We start from the raw sequence: 16861 nt of genomic DNA on the forward strand, positions 1-16861 counted from the left end.
GCGGCGTCGGTACGGCTGCGGCCGTGGGGAAGGGCCCCGGATGCGACGGGGGACTGCGTCGGCACGTGTTCGCTCGCCTGCGCTCTCTTGGACGACTGCATGACAGCGCCCGCCGTGGGGTGACGGGCGCAAGCCCGCCATGGTGAGACGGGCAAAGGTCGACCATAGGGGCAGAACAGGTCATCACGGACGGTATGCGGATGACCGCGTGATCGGTTGCCTACCCGCTCCTCGCTGGGCAAACGTGTTTCCGTAGGTAATTTCGCGGGACCTTCGTCTGTGATCCATCTCGCGGCAATTCACTGCAACCATCACGCTCTGTGAGGAACGGGTTTCACGTTCCGTGACGTGACACCACGCAAAGGCGTGCCGCAACGAAAACGGCGCGGCGGCCCTCGGCCACCGCGCCGATGGATCGTCGCGTCCCTCCAGCATCGACCCTCCGCGCGGGCCCCGCCACTTGGGACCACGCCCGCCGTGCCGCGTACCAACTGCTGGCGCGGCGCCGCGGGGTTGGCCGGCGGGTACGGTCACCGGGCGGCCGGGACGCCGCGGGCATGCGACGACGGCGCGACGGGCGGCTCGGCGGCCTTGGCGCTGCCCGCCCCCGAGAAGGTGCCGCATCCCCGATTATCTGGCGGCCGACGGATTCACCACGCTCAACACCGTCTCCAGTATCTTCTCCTTCCTCCTGGGAATGTCGATCCTGCCGTTCCTCTACAACATCTGGAAGACCGCCAAATACGGCGAGAAGGTCGCATCCGACGACCCCTGGGGCTACGGGCGTTCGCTGGAGTGGGCTACCTCCTGCCCGCCGCCGCGGCACAATTTCCGTACCCTGCCGCGCATTCGCTCCGAATCCCCGGCATTCGATCTGCATCATGCGGAGAGCGTGCGCGAGGTGGAAAGCGGGGTCCGCGGATGAACGACGTCGAGGCGGCACTCAACGAGATCGAGGGATATCTGCTCTGGGAGGCGGAGAAGGGTCTCGCCCGTACCCGCGCGGGCGCCTTCTGCGCCGGACTGCCCTGGCTCACCGACACCCAGCGCGAGGACGTGGAGTTCCGTTATTGCCAGGACCAGCGCGAAATCACCCGCGCCTGTCTGCACCGCATCGCCGCCCGGAGCGCCTCCCTGCGCGCCGAGTACGAGGGCGCGTACCGGGCCTTGCGACGGCGCCTGCTCGCGGCGTACCTCGGCGCGACGGTGGCGGCGACGGCGCTGGTGACGACGGCCGTCGGTCTCCTCGCACACTGAGATCCCGGATGCCGGGGGCTCGTCAGCCGTACCGCACCCGAAGCTCCTTGACACCGTTGAGCCACGCCGAGCGCAGCCGCCGGGGATCGCCCGCCAGGGAGATGTCCGGCATGGCGTCCGCGAGGGCATGGAACATCAGGTTGATCTCCAGGATCGCGAGGGATTTGCCGAGGCAGAAATGGGGGCCGCCGCCCCCGAATCCCAGATGCGGATTGGGGTCGCGGGTGATGTCGAAGACCTCCGGCCGGTCGAAGACCTCCGGATCGTTGTTGGCGGAGGAATAGAAGATCCCGACCCGTTGCCCCTGCTTGATTTTCGCTCCGCCCAGTTCGGTGTCCTGGGTGGCGGTGCGCTGGAAGGCCACGACCGGCGTCGCCCACCGCACGATCTCCTCGGCCGCCGTTTCGGGGCGTTCCCGTTTGTAGAGCTCCCACTGGTCGGGGTGGGTGAGGAAGGCATGCATACCGTGCGTAATGGCGTTCCGCGTCGTCTCATTGCCCGCGACCGCCAACAGCAGCACGAAGAAGCCGAATTCATCGGAGCCGAGATTGCCCTCGTCCTCCGCCGCCACCAGCCGGCTGACGATGTCCTTGGCCGGACACTCCTTGCGCGCCGCGGCCAGATTCATCGCGTACGAGATCAGCTCCATGGCCGCGTTGGTGCCGACCTCTTCGGTGATGGCCAGTTCGGGATCGTCGTACGCGATCATCTTGTTCGACCAGTCGAAAATGCGGGCCCGGTCGTCCTGGGGAACGCCGATGAGTTCGGCGATGGCCTGGAGGGGGAGTTCGCAGGCGATATCCGTGACGAAGTCCCCGGTCCCCTTGGCGCGCGCCGCCTCGACGATCCGCGTCGCCCGCCCGCGCAGCGCGTCCTCCAGGGCGCGGATGGCGCGCGGGGTGAAACCGCGCTGCACGATCTGCCGGACCCGGGTGTGTTCCGGCGGGTCCATGTTCAGCATGATCAGTTTCTGGACGTCGATCTGGTCGCGGGTCATGGCCGCGTTGAAGCGGATGATGGAGGTGTTGAGATGGGCGGAGAAGAGGTCGGGTTTGGTGGACACCTCCTTGACGTCCTCGTGCCGGGTGACGACCCAGTAGCCGTCGTCGCCGAAGCCCGCGATGCCGTGCGGCTGGGCGTTCCACCACACGGGCGCGGTCCCCCGCAGCTGTGCGAACTCCGGGAGCGGGACGCGGTGCTGGTAGACGTCGGGGTCGGTGAAGTCGAACCCTTCGGGCAGGGCGGGGCATGACATGGGCGACTCCTGACGGGCCATCAGTTCCAGTCGCGGCGAAGGTAATGACGAGTTCGGCAAGTAGCAAGGGGGACGGCACGGCCTGTTGCGGACAGTGCGGTGCACGCCCCTTGCGCCCCGGGGTGGCCCTCGTGAGACTGGTCGGAGAAGTAGAACGCGTACTAGTTCTTCTTCCGTGGGTGCCGGGACGCCCCGCGGACGCGAGGAGAGGACGAGTCAGTCATGGCCGCGGAACCCGTCATCGTCGAAGCCGTACGCACCCCCATCGGCAAGCGCCACGGCGCGCTCGCCAACCTCCACCCCGCCTACCTCCTGGGCGAGACCTACCGCGAACTCCTCGCGCGTACGGCCATCCAGCCCGACTGCGTCGAGCAGATCGTCGGCGGCACCGTCACCCACGCCGGCGAACAGTCCATGAACCCCGCCCGCAACGCCTGGCTCACCATGGGCCTCCCGTACGAGACCGCGGCCACCACCGTGGACTGCCAGTGCGGCTCCTCCCAGCAGGCCAACCACATGGTCGCCAACATGATCGCGGCCGGGGTGATCGACATCGGCATCGGCTGCGGCGTCGAGGCGATGTCCCGGGTGCCGCTGGGCAGCGGCTCCAAGCACGGCCCTGGCAAGCCCTGGCCCGACGAGTGGAACGTCGACCTGCCCAACCAGTTCGAGGCGGCGGAACGCATCGCCCGCCACCGGGGCCTGACCCGCGAGAGAGTCGACGCACTCGGCCTGATCTCCCAGGAGCGGGCGGCCGCCGCCTGGTCGGAGGAACGCTTCAAACGCGAGACCTTCGCCGTCCAGGTCCCCACCACCGAGGAGGAACAGGCCGCGGGCCAGGGCATGTGGCGGCTGGTCGACCGCGACGAAGGGCTGCGCGACACCAGCATGGAGGCGCTCGGCGGCCTCAAACCGGTCATGCCGACCGCCGTCCACACCGCGGGCAACTCCTCGCAGATCTCCGACGGCGCGAGCGCGGTGATGTGGGCCTCCAAGCGCATGGCCCGCGCCCTCAAACTCAGGCCCCGGGCCCGTATCGTCGCCCAGGCCCTGGTCGGCGCCGATCCGCACTTCCACCTCGACGGGCCCGTCGACGCGACCCGCGCCGTCCTCGGCAAGGCCGGAATGTCGCTCAAGGACATCGACCTCGTCGAGATCAACGAGGCTTTCGCCTCCGTCGTGCTCTCCTGGGCCCAGGTCTTCGAACAGGACCTGGAGAAGGTCAATGTGAACGGCGGCGCCATCGCCCTCGGCCACCCCGTCGGCGCCACCGGCGCCCGCCTGATCACCACCGCGCTGCACGAACTCGAGCGCAGCGACAAGGAATTCGCCCTGATCACCATGTGCGCGGGCGGGGCGCTGGCGACCGGGACGATCATTCAGCGCTTGTAGTCCGTCCCGGCCCGAAGGACACCGGGGCCTCGAAGGCGGCGCGGCGGGTGGCGCGACGGAGGGCCTTGAGGAGGGGGCCGCCGAGGGCGGAGGTCAGCACCACGGTGACCAGGGCGCGCGGGAGGTCCCAGCCGAGGGAGGTGGCCAGGCAGTAGGTGAGGAAGCGCGTGAGGTTGTCGTGGAGCGGGGCGCCGGGGACGAAGGAGACGCCCGAGGCCATCCCGGCGATATAGGGCCAGCCCTGGAGGTTCATGATCAGGCCGTAGAGGACGGCGGCGAGGGCACCGTAGGCGGACAGCAGGGCGAGTTCGCGGCGGCCGCGCCATCGGTCCGGGCCCGGCAACAGCCCGGCGCCCATCGACACCCAGCCCATGCTCAGCATCTGGAACGGCATCCACGGGCCGACCCCACCCGTCAGCAGCGCCGACGCGAACATCGACACGGAGCCGAGGACGAAGCCGAAACCGGGCCCGAGCACCCGGCCCGACAGCACCATCAGAAAGAACATCGGCTCGATACCGGCCGTTCCCGCACCCAGCGGGCGCATCGCCGCCCCGGCCGCGGCCAGGACGCCGAGCATGGCGATGGCCTTCGCATCCAGCCCGGCGTCGGCGATGGTCGCCACGACGACGGCCAGCAGCATCGGCAGCAGCGCGGCGAACAGCCACGGGGCGTCCTGGGAATGGGCGAGCCCGGAGGCCGAACCGGCGAGCAGCGGCCAGCCGAACGCCATCACGCCGAGGGCCGAGACGAGCACCAGGGCGGCGAGGGCGCGGGGGCCGAGGCGGACCGCGCGGGTCATGGCCTGGCCTCCAGGGCACGGGCGACCTGCGGAACGGTCAGCCAGGGGAGCGGAGCGAGCACCTTGGAGACCTGCGGCGCGAAGGAGGGGGAGGAGAGCACGACCTCACCGGTGGGACCGTCGGCGACGACCTCGCCCTCGGCCAGGATGACGACGCGGTCGGCGAGTTCGGCGGCGAGCTCGACGTCATGGGTGGCCAGGACGAGGGCATGCCCCTCGGCGGCCAGCGCGCGCAGCACCTCCACCAGACGGGCCTTGGCGGCGTAGTCCAGGCCGCGGGTCGGCTCGTCGAGAAGCAGGAGCGGGGGACGGGCGGTGAGGACGACGGCCAGGGCCAGGGCGAGACGCTGGCCCTCGGAGAGGTCGCGCGGGTGCATGCCGTCCGCCACATCGGGCAGCAGCCGGCTGACCAGAGCGCGGCAGGTTCCGGCGGGGGCGTCCGCGTCCTGGTCGGCGGCGGTGCATTCGGCGGCGACGGTGTCGGCGTAGAGGAGGTCGCGCGGCTCCTGGGGGACGAGGCCGACGTGCCGGAGAAGGGCGCGCGGCTTGGTGCGGTGCGGGGTGCGGCCGCCGACGCGGACCGTGCCGGACGTCGGCTCGTGCATCCCGGCGAGCGTGGTGAGCAGGGTGGATTTGCCCGCACCGTTACGGCCCATCAGGGCGAGCGTCTCGCCCGGCGCCACGGTGAGGTCCACCCGGCGCAGCGCCTCCACCCGACCGCGCCGGACGCCGAGTCCGGAGATCACCGCGGGGGCGGACCCGGACACCGCGACCGCCTCGGCCGTCGCCCCCGCCCCGCCGTGCCCCTGGGCCGTCGCCCCCGTCAGCCGCTCCCGCAGGCCCCCCGCCTTGCGGCGGGCGTCGCGTACGGACAGGGGAAGCGGGGACCAGCCGGCGAGGCGGCCCAGGGCCACGACCGGGGGGTGGACGGGGGAGACGGCCATGATGGCGGCGGGGTCGCCCATCAGGGGGGCCGCGCCGGGGGCGGGAAGCAGGATGACCTGGTCGGCGTACTGGACGACGCGTTCCAGGCGGTGTTCGGCCAGCAGGACCGTCGTCCCGAGGTCATGGACCAGCCGCTGGAGCACGGCGAGGACCTCCTCGGCCGCGGCCGGATCGAGGGCCGACGTCGGCTCGTCCAGGACCAGCACCTTGGGGTGCGTGGTGAGTACCGAGCCGATCGCCACCCGCTGCATCTGGCCGCCGGAGAGCGTGGCGAGGGGCCGCTCGCGCAGGTCGGCCAGACCCAGCAGGTCCAACGTCTCCTCGACACGGCGGCGCATCACGTCCGGGGCGAGGCCCAGCGACTCCATACCGTAGGCCAGCTCGTCCTCGACGGTGTCGGTGACGAAATGGGACAGCGGGTCCTGGCCCACTGTGCCGACGACATCGGCCAGTTCGCGCGGCGGGTGGGTGCGGGTGTCCCGGCCGTCGACGGTGACCCGGCCGCGCAGGGTGCCGCCGGTGAAATGCGGGACGAGCCCGCTGACGGCCTGGAGCAGGGTGGACTTGCCGACGCCGGAGGGGCCGACCAGCAGGCACAGCTCGCCCTCGGGAACGGTCAGGTCGATGCCCTGGACGGCGGGCGCGGCGGCGTCCCCGTAGGTGACCGAGACCTGCTCGAACCGGATCAACGGCTGGGCTCCTTCGTGAACGGGGCGGCGGACCGCGGCGCACCGGCCCCGTGACCGCGGGGTGCGGGTGCGGGCGGCGCCGGAGCGATGAACGCCGGCAGCAGACCGGCCAGGACACAGAGGGCCGGCCAGAGGGGGAGAACGGGGGCGGTGAGCGGGACCGCGGGGGGATGGAGGGCGTCGGGCGCGTAGGCGTTCGCCGCGATCATCAGGGCGGCCACGGCGATACCCGAGCCGGCGACCAAGCAGGCGCGCGGGCCCCAGCGTTCGGGCCGGTAGCGGGTGCGTACGCAGCGGCGGCCGCCGAGCCACAGCCCGCCGAGCGCCGCCGCCAGCCCGGCGAGCAGCACCCACAGCCCGTAGCCCGCGCCCGTATCGGACAGCAGACCGTACGTCCCCGCACACACCCCGAGCAGCCCGCCGAGCGTGAGGACGGAGGTCAGGCGCCGTACGGCGGGCGGGACCTGGGCGGTGCGCCCGTAACCCCGCGCATCCATCGCGGCGGCCAGCGCGACCGACCGCTCCAACGCCCCCTCCAGCACCGGCAGTCCCACCTGAAGCAGCGCCCGGAACCCCCGGTCGGGCCGCCCGCGCAGCCGCCGCGCCGCCCGCAGCCGCTGCACATCGGCCACCAGATTCGGTGCGAAGGTCATCGCGACGACGACCGCCACCCCCGCCTCGTACAGCGCACCGGGCAGCGACTTCAGCAGCCGGGACGGATTGGCCAGCGCATTGGCGGCGCCCACACAGATCAGCAGCGTGGCCAGTTTCAGCCCGTCGTAGAGGGCGAAGACCATGCCCTCCGCGGTGACCCGGCCGCCGATCCGCACCCCCTTCGCCCAGTCGGGAAGCGGCACTTCGGGCAGCGTGAGCAGGGTGTGCGTCCCGGGAATCGGGGAGCCCAGGACGCAGGCGAAGACCAGCCGGATGGCGACGACGATCAGCCCGAGCCTGACGAACGCCCCGTACGAACGGGCCCAGGGCGCATCGCCCCGGCGGGCCGCCACCACATATCCGGCCACCCCGATCAGCAACCCGAGCAGCAGCGGATTGGTCGTACGCGAGGCCGCGGTCGCCAGACCCAGCGCCCACAGCCACCACGCGCCGGCGTGCAGCGCGGTGCCGCGGGTCGCCCGTGGGGCGCTCATCCGCGCCGGCGGCGCGCCTGCCACACCGCGGCCGCACCCAGGAGGACCACGGCCGCGAGGCCGCCGAGCAGACCCGCGGAGGGCCCGCCGTCCCCGTCCACCGCCTTCGGCGACGACGCCGCGGAGGGCTTTTTCGCGCCACCCGATCCGCTCACCTGCTCCGCACACCCGGACTTCGGATACCCGCCGATGGCACACAGCAGCGCATTGGGGTCATAGCGCAGTGGCTGGGCGACCGCGGCCAGCGCCTCGCCCGCCGAGGCGTCCTCGGGCACCCGGGCACACTCCGTACGGGCCTTCGGCGGCCGCTCGCCGCCGGGCGCATCCGCCGCGGTGCCGAAGTCGATGACGACGCCGATCCGTTTGCTGCCGTGCCGGGCGGGCGTGTCATGGCACAGCGCCGCGAAGTCCGCGGCGGCGCGCGGCTTTCCGGCCGCCGCCGAGTCGGCGCTGACGGTGAAGCGGAAGCCCTGGACGCTGCCGTCGGCCGGGCGCACCGTGGCCGGGCCCTCGGAGGCGTACGCCCAGGAGCCGCCCTTGCCGTCCCAGAACGACCAGTAGCGGTAGTCCTGCGCCTGCGCGGGCGCGGCGGCCAGCCCGGAGGCCGCGCCCGCCAGCAGCAGCACTCCGGCCACCCTGCGGCGCCGCGGGGAACCGCCCCGCCAGGGGGAACCGCCCCGATACGGGGAACCGCCCCGCCGCCCCGCGGCCGGTATGACGGCCGGCTTCACAGCTGGTTCTTCTTCTTGCGCCCGCTGATCAGGAACCCGATCCCGGCGCCGAAGGCCAGCCCCACCCCGATGACCCACCAGGGGATCCCGCCGTTGTCATTGTCCTCGGCGTCCTTCTCCGGGCCGGCCGACGGCGCCGCGCTGCCGGCCGGCTCGGGCCCGGTGGCGTTCAGCGCGGCCACCAGGTCGTGGCCGCCGAACGAGCGGGGATCGGCACCGGTGGCGTGCGCGGCCAGCACCAACTGGGCGTACGCGGCCGGGCCGCTCTGCCGGGCCCAGTCCGCGGAATGCTTCTCCAGCCACTTCAGCGGCCGTTGCGCGGCGGCGCCGTGCGAACCGGCCGCCAGCGCGACCACCGCATCGACCGTGTTGCCGACATCGGGCTGCTGCGCGGCGCCCGGCATCGCGGACGGCAGATGCTGCCCGTTCGCGTCGAGCTGCGCGACGAGGTAGGCGTCCGCGGCCGGCGCCGCCTGCCGCGGATCGTGCGCCCCGCCCGAGGCGCCGCCCGTGCAGCCGAGCGCCTTGACCGGCTCGTCGACGTCCTTGCCCGCGGGCGCCACGACAAAGCCCTCGCCCAGGGCGCCCAGCGCGGCCGCCGCGGTGGCATCGGCGTTCGGGGCGAGCTTGCCGTCCTTGGGCTGGTAGGCGAACGCCCCGCGCTCACCCTCCTTGGCATCGCAGCCCAGCTGGAAGGCGAGCAGCGCATCGTAAGGGCTGTGGCCGCCCTTGGTGACGGATGCGGGCTTCTCCCCGGCCGCGGCCAGCGCCCCGATGACCACCGAGGTGGAGTTGGCGTCACTGGGCGAGCCGGGCATCGCGCTCCACCCGCCGTCCTTGTTCTGTACGGACTTCAGCCAGCCGACGGCCTTCTGCACGGCCGCGTCGTGCCCGCCGAGCGCGGCCAGCGCCTGCACCGCGGCGCCCGTCTGGTTGGTGTCCCGCATCGTCTTGGTGTCGCAGCCCTGGTGCGGATCGGCACGGAAGGCGGTGAACGCACCGTCGGCGCACTGCTGCCCGGCCAGCCACGCGACACCGGAGGCGGCGGGCCGCACGCCCACCGTGTGCTGCGCCAGCAGGGCCAGCGACTGCCGCCAGACACCGTCGTACTGCGGGTCCTTGGTCCCGTACAGCCCGTCCGGCAGCTTCGGCGACGCGGACGGAGACGGGGAACCGGCGTATGCGGCGGGGGCGGCCGCACCCAGCAGGGCCGCGGTGGCCAGCGCCGGGGCGGCGCGGCGTGCCAGGACGGCGAGCAGATGCGTCGTGGGAGCCATGGTGGCCATCGGGTCGGTGTGCCTCTCGGGTCGGTTCGCAGCGCACACCGGCCCGACCCAACGGCGGACCTGGTGGCGGGAGCCTTGGTTCGTGCCCCGGCGGGTGCTCCGGCTCGAACGAAGCCGAGAGCTTGGGGGAGGGTCAGCGCCGGATTTCCACCGGCTTCCCCCGATCGGGCACGAATGAAGTTGTCCCGCACACCTTAACGGGCGGCCGGATCGGCGCCGCCGCCGTGTGGCGCTCGGCAGCTCCGGCCCGCGGCCTCAGACCGCCACGTACCGCGTCGGGTCCGACCCCGGCACCGGTTCGGCCCGCCCCAGTTTCACCAGGCGCCGGACATGCGCCTCGGCCTCCGAGACGGCGATGGTCCGGGAGGCGTAGGGGATCTGCGCCCAGGGGCGGTTCCACTCCATGGACTCGGCGAGCTGCCAGGCGGTCAGCGGTTCGCGGAGCAGCGCTCGCAAGCCGGACAGCCGCTCTTCGTGGTGGGCGATGAGCTCGCGGACGCGCCCCGGCGCATCGCTGAACGCATGCTGATGCGCGGGCAGCACCTCGGCCGGCGCGAGCCGCCCGATCCGCTCCAGGGAGTCGAGATAGTCCCCCAGAGGATCGGTAACAGTAGCCTCCTCCGGATCCTCGTACAGCCCGATGTGCGGGGTGATCCCGGGCAGCAGATGATCACCGGAGAAGAGCCGCCCGAACCCGACGCCCCCGCCCGCGGATCCGGCCGCCGGATGCTCCTCCTCCAGATGCAGGCACACATGCCCCGGCGTATGCCCCGGCGTCCAGATGGCGCGCACCCGCCGCCCCGGCAGATCGAGCAGCTCCCCGGGGGCGATGTCCCGGTCCGGCAGCGCCGCCCCCCGCCCCGGCGCCCGGCGCCCGCGCCCGGCCGCCCGTGCCTCCAGCAGCGGCGCCAGATGCTCCTGTGGCGCACCCGCCGCCGTCAGCTTGGCGAGCAGATACTCCAGCCACTGCCCCGGTGGGGCCTGCCGGGTGCGCCGGACCACCGCCGTATCGGCGGCGTGCATCGCGAGCCAGGCGCCGGTGGCCTCCCGCACCTTGCCGGACAGCCCGTGGTGGTCCGGGTGGTGATGGGTGAGCAGGACGCCGTGCAGGTCGGCGAGCGCGAACCCGCAGGCCGTGACCCCCGCGACGAGGGTGTCCCAGGCGGTCGGATCGTCCCAGCCGGTGTCGATGAGCACCGGGCCGCGGTCGGTCTCCAGCAGGTGGACGAGGGTGTGCCCGAGCGGGTTGTCCGGGATGGGGACGGCGATGCTCCACACCCCGCCGCGGTGGTCGGTCACCTGCACCGTCATCCCAGTTCCCCTCTCGATGCGCCGTCCCGTCACTATAACTAGAACTGGTTTCAATGGGTGCTCAAGTCGACCGATGCCGTGGAGTGTTGGGCTGACCTGCGCTGATGTGCGCACCACCTGTCACCGGTTGTCGACGTTGGTCACTGCCGGACGGCCCCGAGACGGCCCAGCTCTCGCAGCGGTGCTCCTGGTGGAGACGCCGACTTCTCCGCGCGAGCGATACATGTGGTGAGCCTGCTCGGCTGGCGTGCGCTCCCTTTGTGCGCTGGTGCCACCTTGTGTGCCCCGCCTAGACGCAGCACGGTTTGAGTGGATGCTGCTCGGTGCTGTTCCGCAGGACCATCAGGGAAGGGCGGTACGTCGTGGGTTCCGCCAGTCAATGGGCGCGTGAGACCTTCGGGGACATAGCCGGTGAACTGGCGGACGTCATCCCGGCCTGCCTCCTCCGGGCTCATGATCGTGCTCGGACCGGGCACGAGGGCGTCCACACTCAGACGCTTGAAGCCTACGGACATGGCCTCTACGCGGTGCAATACGAGGAACTGGCCGCCGGCATCTCCGGGCTTGGGGAAGCTGTGCGCCTGCAAGGACGAACGATGATGCTCGTCCGCGGCCACCTGATCTACCCCCTCCGCTATGCGAAGAAAGACGTGCCCGTCACGGCTGCACGTCTCCGTCGGGCCACAGGCTTTCGAGCAGACCTGATCCGCCGGCATGGCCCGCCTCCCAGACAGCAGGCATTCGACCTGGACTGGGGAGAACTCGACGACTCCGAGGTGCACCCAGACGTGGAGCTGCTTCCCGAAGACGTGCAGCTCGTACTGGTCGCCTATGCCTGCTCCATGGACAAGGGTGTCATGCGCATTGAGTGGGGTTCCGCGGAGTTGCGCCGCGAGGACCGGTACCTGGTTTGGCACCGTCACGAGCTGTTGCCAACCAGAGAATGACCTGGAGCCGCGATCAGTTGGATACGAGCGTCAACGGCTCACGACGCTAGTTCTCCGGGCTTAGGCATGGCCATACCAGTGTCGCAGATCAACTCCGGCAGCCCAGGCCAGAGCGGGGTGGGGGCGGTCACCCATGGGTGCCGACTGTCGGCGTTGGTCGGCTTCGGACGGCCCAGGGACGGCCCAGGCCACGCCTGGCTGATGCATCCCAAGCCTCTACAGCTTCGGTGCGGGCAACGAGGTTGCGCTAGTGTGGCGCGGTGAATCTCGAGTTGCCTGTGATCAGTCTCTTCTCCGGTGCAGGTGGCTTGGACTGCGCTGTCGAGCGTTGCGCCGAGCCGCCGCTAACCCATGATGGCAGCGGGTCGCCACTTCGTGTTGCCGTGGCAACCGACTGCGACGAGACAGCTCTGCAAACACTCGCCCTGAACTCTCCTCACACCAAAACGTTGTGTGGGGACATCCAGACCACACCAACTCAAGAGATCTTGGAAGCAGGTGGACTGAAGCGTGGCGATGCCACCCTGCTGATTGGCGGCCCTCCGTGCACGCCGTTCAGCAAGTCTGGTTTCTGGATTGAAGAGAAGCGGAATAGCGCCGACCCAAATGCCTCTCTGCTTGATGAGTACGTTCGGGTGGTTCGCGAGAGTAAGCCTGAAGCGTTCATTCTAGAGAATGTTCAAGGGCTCACTTACAAGACACACAAAGCCCAGTTTGATCGCCTCATCGAGGGGTTGAGAGATGCAGGCTACAACCCTTCGTACAAGATCCTGCTTGCCGCGGAGCACGGCGTCCCTCAACTCCGCCGCAGGGTTTTCGTCGTAGGACGCAGAGACGGGAAAGAATTTCGCTTCCCTCAGCCTACGCATTCCGGCGAATCAGAGCGTGACCGCATCGTCGATCATTCAAAGATCCCGTTCGTGGGACTAAGGCAGGCTTTCCAGGGTCTACCGAAAGAGCAAATCGACCTGAGCGATATCGTGGAAGGTACGTACGCCGATCTGGCTGCCGAAGTACCCCCGGGGCAGAATTACCTGTGGCACACCGACCGCTACGACGGACGCGATGTCTTCAAGTGGCGGAGTCGGTACTGGACTTTTCTTCTGCGCGCAGAACCCGACCGTCCTTCCACAACACTTCAAGCACAGCCAGGCCCCTGGGTAGGCCCCTTCCATTGGGAGAATATCCAGAACGAAAAGGGCGAATCTCGCGCTCGTCGGTTCACCGTTTCCGAGATGAAGCGCATCATGACTTTCCCTGACGAGTTCAAATTCGCAGGAGGGCGACGTGAAGTGCAAAGGCAGATTGGCAATGCCGTCCCAGTGGAGCTAGGGAAAGTAGTCGTTCGCTCCCTCATGGAGCAGATGGGGTATGTGCAACCCATGCTCGATGGGACAGAGCAGGCCTGCAATGAGCAGCTTTCACTGATCTAACGTTTCCCAGGGGTGGGGTAAAAATGGGGATTCGAATCGATAAGAGAACAGCTGCCTACGTATTGAGGGCGGCCTTCACCGAGGCTACGGAGGCGAATGACCTTCCGGAGTACTGGATTCACCTTGCGCAGACTTTGCGTGAGGAGGAGGCTCCTCGGACCTACACGCCGGCCTTGTGTGTCGCCCTGCTGGCGAGAGCATGCAATGACGCCGTCGATCCGCTGTCAATCAAGGACGTGTACAGCGATCGCACATACTCCCACAGGACTTTGGCACACGGCGTTCTGGTGCCCCTGTCCGTGGAATTGGGCTTCGACCTCAAAGCTACCGGGCGGGAGCCGCTGAACAACCAGCCGTTCTTCCGTTACGATCACTACTCCGAGATTGAGCGCATACAGAGAAGTGCTCGACCATACTTTGAGCGCCTCCAAACCGCATTGCAGATGGTGGACACCGAAGGGTACACACGTCAGCAGGCTCAATCCGCCCTAGCTGCCGTCCTGACGGTATGTATCGAAGCGAACCGCAAGAAGCAGCGAGTTGTGAGCGGAAGTTCAATCGTCGAAGCGAGCCTTATCGCTCAGACGGAAGCCTTCGTAACATCGGGCGCCGACATGCCGCGAAAGCTTCAAGCTTGCGTAGCCGCTGCACTCGACATGACCTATACCGAAGTGGCCTCACGAAGGCTAAACGACCCTTCAAGGGACTTCCCTGGAGACGTCCACGCACTTGGCAAGGACGGGTCACCGCTGCTCGCCGTAGAGGTGCGCGGAAAGCCGGTCACCCCCGAAGAACTTGAGCAGTTCGTCCGCAGCGTCACCGACGCGGGCATACCTCGGGCGGCTCTCGTAGTTCACGCCGTTGGCCACAGATCCCTTCTTCTGAATGAAACGACAACCATAAGGCTCGAGCAGAAGTACGGCCGCCTGGTAAAGATTAGCGAGAGCGTTTCGTCCTTCGTGCGAGATCTCTTCGTTTGGTCAAGTCGCGACACACTTGAAATCCTGTCCTCCTTCCCGGATGACATGTACAAGCGCATGTCGGAAATTGAAGTCCGTCAACAGGAATTGGATCGCTGGGCGGACCTGTTTCCGGACGAAGGATAGATATTCCCCGCGTTGCGCGGTAAGCCGTGGAGCCGACCGCCCCAGCCACAGAGGGTGTCTCCCCCTTCATGCCCGCAGCCGCCGAGCGCGCCGCCTGGCGCGGCCAGCCGGGGCGGAGACAGGAGGCAGGCCGCGCCGCAGAGGCGGCGCGCGCCCGCGCCGTGCGCGGGCCTTGATGAAGTAGGGAAAGTTCTACCGCGCTGCGATCATGAACCGTGGTCGTGGCCTGTCGGCTCCCTGCTCGTCTCGGCTACCGTTCCATCCATGCCTTCTGCACTGGACACACCCCAAGGGGCGGCAGACCTCGCCGAGTCCCTGCTTCCCCCGCTCGGGAACCGCTGGCTGCACACTCAGGCCGTGGCCGCTCGGGCGCAAGAGGTCGCCTGGGCTGTGTCTGAGGCTGATCGGGATCTCCTTGTCGCCGCCGCGTGGCTGCACGACCTCGGCTACGCCCCCGAGCTGCGTGATACCGGCTTCCATCCCATCGATGGCGCGCGTCATCTGGAATCGCTGGGTGCGCCGGCGCGTCTCGTGCAGCTGGTCGCCCATCACTCCGGTGCTGTGTACGAGGCGGAGCAACGCGGTCTCTCTGCGGAGCTGGCCGTCTACGAGCGGGAAGACTCGCCCGTCCTGGACGCCCTGATCTTCGCCGACATGACGACAGGCCCCGCGGGGCAGTCCTTCGACTTCGACACCCGCATCGACGAGATCCTCGTCCGCTACGAACCGGGCAGCGAAGTGCACAACGCGATCAGCAAGGCGCGGCCGTACCTGAAGGGTGCCGTGGAACGGACTCGGGCCCGCATGGTTCATCAGCCGATGTAGGGCTCTGCCCGGCCGGCCAACCCGTGCTCGATGCGCATCCGCATGGACGGGTGGATGTTCAGCTCGTCCAGCCTGCTCGGGTCGACGAACGCCACTTCCTTGCTCTCGCTGCTGGTCCGCAACTCGCCCCCGGTGATCCGGGCCGTGAAGCAGATCGAGAACTGCTGACGGACTTCGCCGTCGTCGTAGGCCATGACGTGGCCGGGATCGGTGTAGAGGCCGACCAGGCCTGTCACCTCGACGTCGAAGCCGGTCTCCTCCTTGGTCTCGCGCACCGCTGCATCCGCGACCGACTCGCCGACGTCGACGCCGCCACCCGGAAGAGCCCATAGGTTGTTGTCGGTCTTGTGGATGAGCAGCACCTCACCAGCCTCGTTGCACGCAACGGCGGTGACCGAGGGGACGATGCTGTTCGCCTTCGGAGCGTTCGGATCGTTGATGTAGTCGACGCGGGCCATGCCTCCAGCCTCGCACGCCACGCCCGCAGTTGAGCTACACGGTCCGGCCCCGCTCCCACGTGTAGTCGAAGCTCCGCATGTAGTGCCGGAACGTGCGGGCGCCCGGGATGTAGCGAAAGTGCAGAACCGGGTTCTGCCCGGCGGGAGCTCCGAGCACATGCGGGTTCACCAGCACGTCGTCGTCGAAGCGGTAGATCGAGTTGTAGAGGATCGTGTCGTGCAGCCGGACCTCGACGCCCGGTGTCGTCATGGCCGGTTCGAGGTAGCGCCGGGTGATCCGGGCGCGCGCCGCCAGGTCGTCCCCTATGCCTTCCTCTTCGCCGCGCTGCCGGACCATCTCCGACTCCGGGTCGCCGAGGAGGACGCGCACCTGGGCCCCTGCCTTGGCCTTGTCGGCCAACTCGTAGGGCAGATCCGGGTGGTTGTCGAAGAGGAACAACCCCGCGTACACGAGGATGTCCACCTGGTCCGACGCCTTCTCGATGAGCGATGACCACAGCGCGGCCGGCACCGCGCCCCGGTGCGGGTAGTACGTGATCAGCTCGGACGTGCTCGCCGTCTCGGCCTGCTTCTCGACGGCAGGCCATAGGTAGACCTCGTCGACGCCCAGGTAACTCGCTGCCTTCCAGCGGTGCCCCCGATGGGGCGTGCGGTCGGTCGTGATCCAGCGCTCCACGCTCTTGGGGTCGACCCCGACGTGCTGAGCCACGGACTGGATGGTCTCGCCCTTCGCTGAAATCGCCGCGCGCAGACGCTCGTTAGCCATGGCTTGCCCTTCCTCGGACGCCGCAGGGACGTTTTGACGATAACTCAGACGTCCCTAAACGTCCATACGGACCGTGATGTGTCCACCCTCTCTCGCGGTCTCCTGATCTCACCGACGGGAGTCGGTCAACAGCCGCAAACACCAAAGGACAAGACGATGCGTCAGATCTCCGTGGACACCTCCGCCGCGACCGTGATGGTCGCCAAGGCTCCGCAGCCCAAGGTCAAGGACCGCCGTACCGGTGAGATCGCCGTCGACAAGGACGGCGTCACGTTGATGACGGTGGAGGTCATGTTTTCCACGCCGGACGAGGTCGAGATCCTCAAGCTCACCGTTCCGCAGCCCGGCGTCTCCGAGGACCTGGCCATGGGCACCCCGGTCGCCCTGACGGGTCTGGTCGCCTCGGCGTGGGAGAACGAGTTCAACGGGCAGAAGCGGCACGGCATCGCCTTCCGCGCGGTCGCCGTGACCTCGCTCGCCGCCGCTGCCTCGAAGCCCAAGGCTGCCTGA

16 protein-coding genes and 1 pseudogene are annotated in these 16861 nt (G+C 69.2%); 8 read left to right on the forward strand and 9 right to left on the reverse strand.

Annotation, left to right across the window (positions count from 1 at the left end; genetic code table 11):
- Positions 1–619: 619 nt before the first annotated feature.
- Positions 620–925: pseudogene (locus SNA_RS07910) on the forward strand (aa3-type cytochrome oxidase subunit I); the annotation flags it as partial.
- Entirely contained in the window at positions 922–1257 is a 336-nt protein-coding gene (locus SNA_RS07915) for a hypothetical protein (RefSeq protein ID WP_030070633.1), read from the forward strand. The pseudogene SNA_RS07910 and the gene SNA_RS07915, both read left to right, overlap by 4 nt.
- Positions 1258–1279: 22 nt before the next feature.
- Here SNA_RS07915 and SNA_RS07920 read toward each other — a convergent pair whose 3' ends face one another.
- The gene (locus SNA_RS07920; protein WP_030070631.1) at positions 1280–2512 is read right to left on the reverse strand and encodes a cytochrome P450; all 1233 of its coding nucleotides are present in this window, start codon (positions 2510–2512) and stop codon (positions 1280–1282) included.
- Positions 2513–2734: 222 nt separating this feature from the next.
- Here SNA_RS07920 and SNA_RS07925 point away from each other — a divergent pair, with 222 nt between their 5' ends.
- Positions 2735–3904, forward strand: a complete 1170-nt coding sequence (locus tag SNA_RS07925; protein WP_030070629.1) for a steroid 3-ketoacyl-CoA thiolase — start codon at positions 2735–2737, stop codon at positions 3902–3904.
- Here the strand turns inward: SNA_RS07925 and SNA_RS07930 are convergent.
- From SNA_RS07930 to SNA_RS07955, 6 genes are all read right to left on the reverse strand, one after another.
- Positions 3888–4706, reverse strand: coding sequence for an ECF transporter S component (locus SNA_RS07930; protein ID WP_044363947.1), 819 nt, complete (start codon positions 4704–4706; stop codon positions 3888–3890). The genes SNA_RS07925 and SNA_RS07930 overlap by 17 nt on opposite strands.
- Positions 4703–6340, reverse strand: coding sequence for an ABC transporter ATP-binding protein (locus tag SNA_RS07935; protein ID WP_044363949.1), 1638 nt, complete (start codon positions 6338–6340; stop codon positions 4703–4705). The genes SNA_RS07930 and SNA_RS07935 overlap by 4 nt, the downstream gene beginning before the upstream one ends.
- Positions 6337–7488 (reverse strand): energy-coupling factor transporter transmembrane component T, encoded by a 1152-nt coding sequence (locus SNA_RS07940; protein WP_044364065.1) that lies wholly within the window; start codon positions 7486–7488, stop codon positions 6337–6339. The genes SNA_RS07935 and SNA_RS07940 overlap by 4 nt, the downstream gene beginning before the upstream one ends.
- Positions 7485–8123 (reverse strand): SCO2322 family protein, encoded by a 639-nt coding sequence (locus tag SNA_RS07945; protein WP_030070618.1) that lies wholly within the window; start codon positions 8121–8123, stop codon positions 7485–7487. Before SNA_RS07945 ends, SNA_RS07940 begins: the two co-directional genes overlap by 4 nt.
- A 92-nt stretch (positions 8124–8215) precedes the next feature.
- Positions 8216–9505, reverse strand: coding sequence for a prenyltransferase/squalene oxidase repeat-containing protein (locus SNA_RS07950; RefSeq protein ID WP_044363951.1), 1290 nt, complete (start codon positions 9503–9505; stop codon positions 8216–8218).
- Between the two features lie 255 nt (positions 9506–9760).
- On the reverse strand, positions 9761–10816 hold the full coding sequence (locus tag SNA_RS07955) for an MBL fold metallo-hydrolase (RefSeq protein ID WP_044363953.1): 1056 nt from the start codon (positions 10814–10816) through the stop codon (positions 9761–9763).
- Positions 10817–11178: 362 nt separating this feature from the next.
- On the opposite strand from SNA_RS07955, the gene SNA_RS07960 reads away from it, so the two are divergent.
- The 4 genes from SNA_RS07960 (at position 11179) to SNA_RS07970 (ending at position 15127) form a co-directional block, all read left to right on the forward strand.
- Positions 11179–11763, forward strand: a complete 585-nt coding sequence (locus SNA_RS07960; RefSeq protein ID WP_037793086.1) for a hypothetical protein — start codon at positions 11179–11181, stop codon at positions 11761–11763.
- Positions 11764–12023: 260 nt separating this feature from the next.
- Complete coding sequence (locus tag SNA_RS07965; protein WP_030070610.1) at positions 12024–13196, forward strand: DNA cytosine methyltransferase; 1173 nt, start codon at positions 12024–12026, stop codon at positions 13194–13196.
- Between the two features lie 23 nt (positions 13197–13219).
- A complete protein-coding gene (locus tag SNA_RS39265; protein WP_078969755.1) occupies positions 13220–14302 on the forward strand; it encodes a restriction endonuclease, SacI family in 1083 nt (360 codons plus the stop codon).
- Between the two features lie 264 nt (positions 14303–14566).
- A complete protein-coding gene (locus tag SNA_RS07970) occupies positions 14567–15127 on the forward strand; it encodes an HD domain-containing protein (protein ID WP_030070608.1) in 561 nt (186 codons plus the stop codon).
- Here the strand turns inward: SNA_RS07970 and SNA_RS07975 are convergent.
- Both SNA_RS07975 and SNA_RS07980 read right to left on the reverse strand, forming a co-directional pair.
- Complete coding sequence (locus SNA_RS07975; protein WP_030070606.1) at positions 15115–15585, reverse strand: NUDIX hydrolase; 471 nt, start codon at positions 15583–15585, stop codon at positions 15115–15117. The genes SNA_RS07970 and SNA_RS07975 overlap by 13 nt on opposite strands.
- A gap of 34 nt (positions 15586–15619) precedes the next feature.
- Positions 15620–16351 (reverse strand): helix-turn-helix domain-containing protein, encoded by a 732-nt coding sequence (locus SNA_RS07980; protein ID WP_030070604.1) that lies wholly within the window; start codon positions 16349–16351, stop codon positions 15620–15622.
- Between the two features lie 156 nt (positions 16352–16507).
- Here SNA_RS07980 and SNA_RS07985 point away from each other — a divergent pair, with 156 nt between their 5' ends.
- Entirely contained in the window at positions 16508–16861 is a 354-nt protein-coding gene (locus SNA_RS07985; RefSeq protein ID WP_030070602.1) for an SCO3933 family regulatory protein, read from the forward strand.

It is taken from the genome of Streptomyces natalensis ATCC 27448, from assembly GCF_000935125.1.
GTDB lineage: Bacteria > Actinomycetota > Actinomycetes > Streptomycetales > Streptomycetaceae > Streptomyces > Streptomyces natalensis.

What these genes read in the sequence shown, in the direction of transcription:
- SNA_RS07915 (WP_030070633.1), top strand. Translation starts at nt 922, where the DNA reads ATGAACGACGTCGAGGCGGCACTCAACGAGATCGAGGGATATCTGCTC.
- SNA_RS07920 (WP_030070631.1), bottom strand. Translation starts at nt 2,512, where the DNA reads ATGTCATGCCCCGCCCTGCCCGAAGGGTTCGACTTCACCGACCCCGAC.
- SNA_RS07925 (WP_030070629.1), top strand. Translation starts at nt 2,735, where the DNA reads ATGGCCGCGGAACCCGTCATCGTCGAAGCCGTACGCACCCCCATCGGC.
- SNA_RS07930 (WP_044363947.1), bottom strand. Translation starts at nt 4,706, where the DNA reads ATGACCCGCGCGGTCCGCCTCGGCCCCCGCGCCCTCGCCGCCCTGGTG.
- SNA_RS07940 (WP_044364065.1), bottom strand. Translation starts at nt 7,488, where the DNA reads ATGAGCGCCCCACGGGCGACCCGCGGCACCGCGCTGCACGCCGGCGCG.
- SNA_RS07950 (WP_044363951.1), bottom strand. Translation starts at nt 9,505, where the DNA reads ATGGCCACCATGGCTCCCACGACGCATCTGCTCGCCGTCCTGGCACGC.
- SNA_RS07955 (WP_044363953.1), bottom strand. Translation starts at nt 10,816, where the DNA reads ATGACGGTGCAGGTGACCGACCACCGCGGCGGGGTGTGGAGCATCGCC.
- SNA_RS39265 (WP_078969755.1), top strand. Translation starts at nt 13,220, where the DNA reads ATGGGGATTCGAATCGATAAGAGAACAGCTGCCTACGTATTGAGGGCG.
- SNA_RS07970 (WP_030070608.1), top strand. Translation starts at nt 14,567, where the DNA reads ATGCCTTCTGCACTGGACACACCCCAAGGGGCGGCAGACCTCGCCGAG.
- SNA_RS07975 (WP_030070606.1), bottom strand. Translation starts at nt 15,585, where the DNA reads ATGGCCCGCGTCGACTACATCAACGATCCGAACGCTCCGAAGGCGAAC.
- SNA_RS07980 (WP_030070604.1), bottom strand. Translation starts at nt 16,351, where the DNA reads ATGGCTAACGAGCGTCTGCGCGCGGCGATTTCAGCGAAGGGCGAGACC.
- SNA_RS07985 (WP_030070602.1), top strand. Translation starts at nt 16,508, where the DNA reads ATGCGTCAGATCTCCGTGGACACCTCCGCCGCGACCGTGATGGTCGCC.